A 3,448-nucleotide genomic window follows, 5' to 3' on the forward strand; every position below is an offset into this window, starting at 1 on the left:
CTTAGGTGCTATTCTCTCTGGCAAACCCCTTAAACATTTCCTGGTGGTGTTTCCACTGGTGTATATTATTACACTCTTTGCCTTGCTGCTTGCAGGAAATTCACACGTCAAAGACCTCAATCTCGAGGCGGTGATTTTCAGTTTATCGCTAGGGTTGCTCATTAGCAACTTATTTAAATTACCAAACTGGTTCAGGGCAACACTGGCCACTGAGTTATATGTTAAAGTCGGTTTGGTATTATTAGGCACCAGTATTATTTTTTCAGATATCTTAAAGGCAGGCTCTTTGGGTTTAATGCAAGCCCTGATCGTGGTACTTTCGGTATGGTATTTTGCTTTCTGGCTTTGTCGCAAGCTTAAAATCGATGATGAGCTGACCATGATGATTTCCAGTGCAGTATCTATCTGTGGGGTATCTGCTGCTATTGCTACCTCAGGAGCCATTAAAGGTGATCCTAAAAAACTATCTACGGTTATTTCTATGGTGCTCATTACGGCTATTCCCATGATGATCTTTATGCCTTATATAGCACACTATTTTAATTTCCCGCAAGAGGTAACAGGTGCATGGTTAGGCGGCAGTATTGATACCACAGGTGCGGTAGTAGCCTCAGGAACTTAGTGGGCGAGACAGCTTTAAAGATTAGTACTATTGTGAAGTTCTCTCAGAATGTATTATTAGGTATTGCTGCTTTTGCCATCTCTATCTACTGGACCTATACCAAAAACCCCCTGGCTAAAGACAAGGATACCAAACCAACTCTAGGCATCATTTGGGAGCGATTTCCTAAATTTGTCCTTGGTTTTGTTGGCGCTTCCGTTTTGTTCTCCTTCTTTATCAGTCCTGAAGTAACCGAGAGCACTAAAAGCAGCTTAAAAAGCTTACAGGGCTTGTGGTTTGCTTTGGCCTTTACCAGCATAGGTTTGGAGACCCGGTTTTCTGATTTGTTTAATAAGGATACTAAAAAGCCTTTTTATGCTTTTTTAATTGCCCAGGGCTTTAATGTTGTAGTCACCTTAATTATTGCTTTCTTCTTGTTTGGTTAATTATTATTAACACCGAATGTTGATAAATAAATTAAAACAATTGTTTTTTATACGATAGATTTATTTGTTACTATCAGTATGATATTTATTTAACAAAATTAAAGCTGTTAGGAGTTTGTTTAGTTAAATAAAATTAGTTGAAAAATAACAATTTAAAACAGGGAAGCCGAAAACTGTGTAGAGTAGGCCCTAACAAAACCAAATGAAAATGGAAATTTCAGAAGTGCAACTATTAGGTAGCTATTATCAGGTATTTGATGCCCGGGGAAAAAAGGTCTCGGAATTAGGTAAGTCAAATGGCGCGCTATGTGGGATAGGCTCAGGATTTTTTGTGGTAGAAAGGGGGAATTATTATGTTACTTATGATGCCAAGAGTAGAAAGATTGCAGAAGTGGTGGCCTTTCAAAGTAAATTTAAAAACACATCAGGCTCAACTTTTAATTTGATACATGGAAACCAGATTATCTCTTATGATATGAATGGTAAAAAAGTAGCAGAACGCTGCGAATAAGGAAAGGTTTTCTTTACGTCTTTATATGATAATGGCCGATCCACTGGATCGGCCATTATCATATAATTACAATTTTCCGGATGCCTTTTAGGCGTTAATTGTTGACAGTGTTGCAATAATTAATTTCTCGATGGCTGTTAACCTTTTCTTTTTTTGGATAGTAGTGGAAATTGCAGGCAACTTTTCCTTAACCATTGTCACTTTCTTGAGGTTTCTGACCGAATCAAAAGGTACAATTAAACTTTTACCCATATCGGTAATTAAAACTATCCATTGCTGGTTATTAACCCGATGTGTTCTACCCATAATTTCCCTGTCTCTATAAAGGCCGGTGACCCATATTGCATTGACAAATCTTTTCTTTGGTAATTGTGATCCCATATCTCTTCATTTTTAAATATGCAGGAATGATAAGCTAAGGCCATATCCTGGATATATGCTGTTTTAAAATTTTTAAAATTGGTGGAATAAACGGTTTCTTGGCTTTTCTGACGCAATGGAAGGCCGCAACATGTTGTCACGGCCTGAGTATACATTGCAGAGAGAGCCCTCAATGAAAGGATTGAAAATTACCTTTCCATTCATTAAGTATATTATTATTATAATTATTTTCTGTTTCTTTTCACAATTATACTGTAAATTTTACTTTTAGTTCTAATTGTTTTTTTGCAACTTGTCATAAAATGGCAATCATGAAACAACTGGATCGGTTAAAGCACATCTACAATGCGTTGAGTGTTACGCCACAAACTATTGAATCTTTGCAGCACAGTTTTAAAAAATTAGCTGTAGAAATTAGCAACAGGCAATTATACCGCGATATAGCTGACGTAGGTGCTTACTTCTTGAAAGACGGAGAAATATTGGAGGAAAAGTCTACAGAATACAACCGTAAAATTTGGTTGCTAAATAGGCAAACTAATGCTGCTGCAATCAGTAATACAGATATAGACACCTTTTTAATTGTGCGTGCCATAATTCCGCTGGCTGTAGCCGTGGGAAGGGAAGAATCCATCCTGAAAATTGAATCACTGATGAGTAGTCATTTAAGCAATAGTAAAATTGAGAACAATGCCAATTGGCATGTGAATAGTATTGAAAACACTCATTTTTACGAGGCCTATTATGGAGAAGCTTATCAAACCTGTTTAAACGAAATGATCTGGTCTGCTTCTAACCGGCGTAGCATGGAAATTACAGCCTATGATGGCGATTCGGTTTCTTTATATAAATCTATCAAATTCCCACTTCTATTTAACCCCCTAAAAATAATCTATCACCGGGGTAGTTTCTATGTTGCGGGGCTAATTGATTCTACAAAACAATGCCTGGTATTAGATACGCACCAGATTATCAGCTATAAATTAAGTAACGACACATTCCCTGTCAAACAAAACCTGTTACTTTTGGAAAACAACCTTAAAAACCGTTTTGGGATTTCTCAAAATATCGATGACCAGGTTTATATGATTGTCTTAGAATTTTCATCGACCACAGGTAAATATATTCATAACCTCCACTGGCACCATACACAACAATTTCAGGAACTGCCAGATGGCAATTGGCAGCTTACCTTAACTTGTGGCATCAACCGGGAGTTAATGGGATGGATTTATCAATGGATAGATAACGTAAAAATTCATCAACCAGAAATTTTAAAGGATTACTATCTGCAGCATTTTAATAGAATTGACGATAATCAACAAGGTGTGCTTACTTATTCAAACCTTACACAGCCACAATAAATTTAAATTCCTACATTCGGCAATCTTCTGAAAATAATTGCTGATGCTGAAAAGAATTCTATTTTTATTGCTGGTTTTAACCAGTTTTGCTTGTTACGCTCAAAATGTTTCTGTTTGTTCATGGAACTTAAAAGACTTTGGTAAA

General features: G+C 36.6%; 3 protein-coding genes and 1 pseudogene. 3 read left to right on the forward strand and 1 reads right to left on the reverse strand.

Annotated elements, in window-relative coordinates; all coding sequences use genetic code 11:
• The first annotated feature begins 58 nt into the window (after positions 1-58).
• Positions 59-1,047, forward strand: a pseudogene (locus ACR2F7_RS16690) (YeiH family protein).
• A gap of 208 nt (positions 1,048-1,255) precedes the next feature.
• A complete protein-coding gene (locus ACR2F7_RS16695) occupies positions 1,256-1,558 on the forward strand; it encodes a hypothetical protein (protein WP_432714675.1) in 303 nt (100 codons plus the stop codon).
• Positions 1,559-1,645: 87 nt separating this feature from the next.
• On the opposite strand, the gene ACR2F7_RS16700 is transcribed toward ACR2F7_RS16695, so the two are convergent.
• Positions 1,646-1,939, reverse strand: coding sequence for a hypothetical protein (locus tag ACR2F7_RS16700; protein WP_432714676.1), 294 nt, complete (start codon positions 1,937-1,939; stop codon positions 1,646-1,648).
• Positions 1,940-2,250: 311 nt separating this feature from the next.
• Between ACR2F7_RS16700 and ACR2F7_RS16705 the strand changes: the two genes are divergently transcribed.
• Positions 2,251-3,303, forward strand: a complete 1,053-nt coding sequence (locus ACR2F7_RS16705; RefSeq protein ID WP_432714677.1) for a helix-turn-helix transcriptional regulator — start codon at positions 2,251-2,253, stop codon at positions 3,301-3,303.
• Positions 3,304-3,448 lie beyond the last annotated feature (145 nt).

The organism is Pedobacter sp. (genome assembly GCF_045628745.1).
Classification (GTDB): Bacteria; Bacteroidota; Bacteroidia; order Sphingobacteriales; family Sphingobacteriaceae; genus Pedobacter.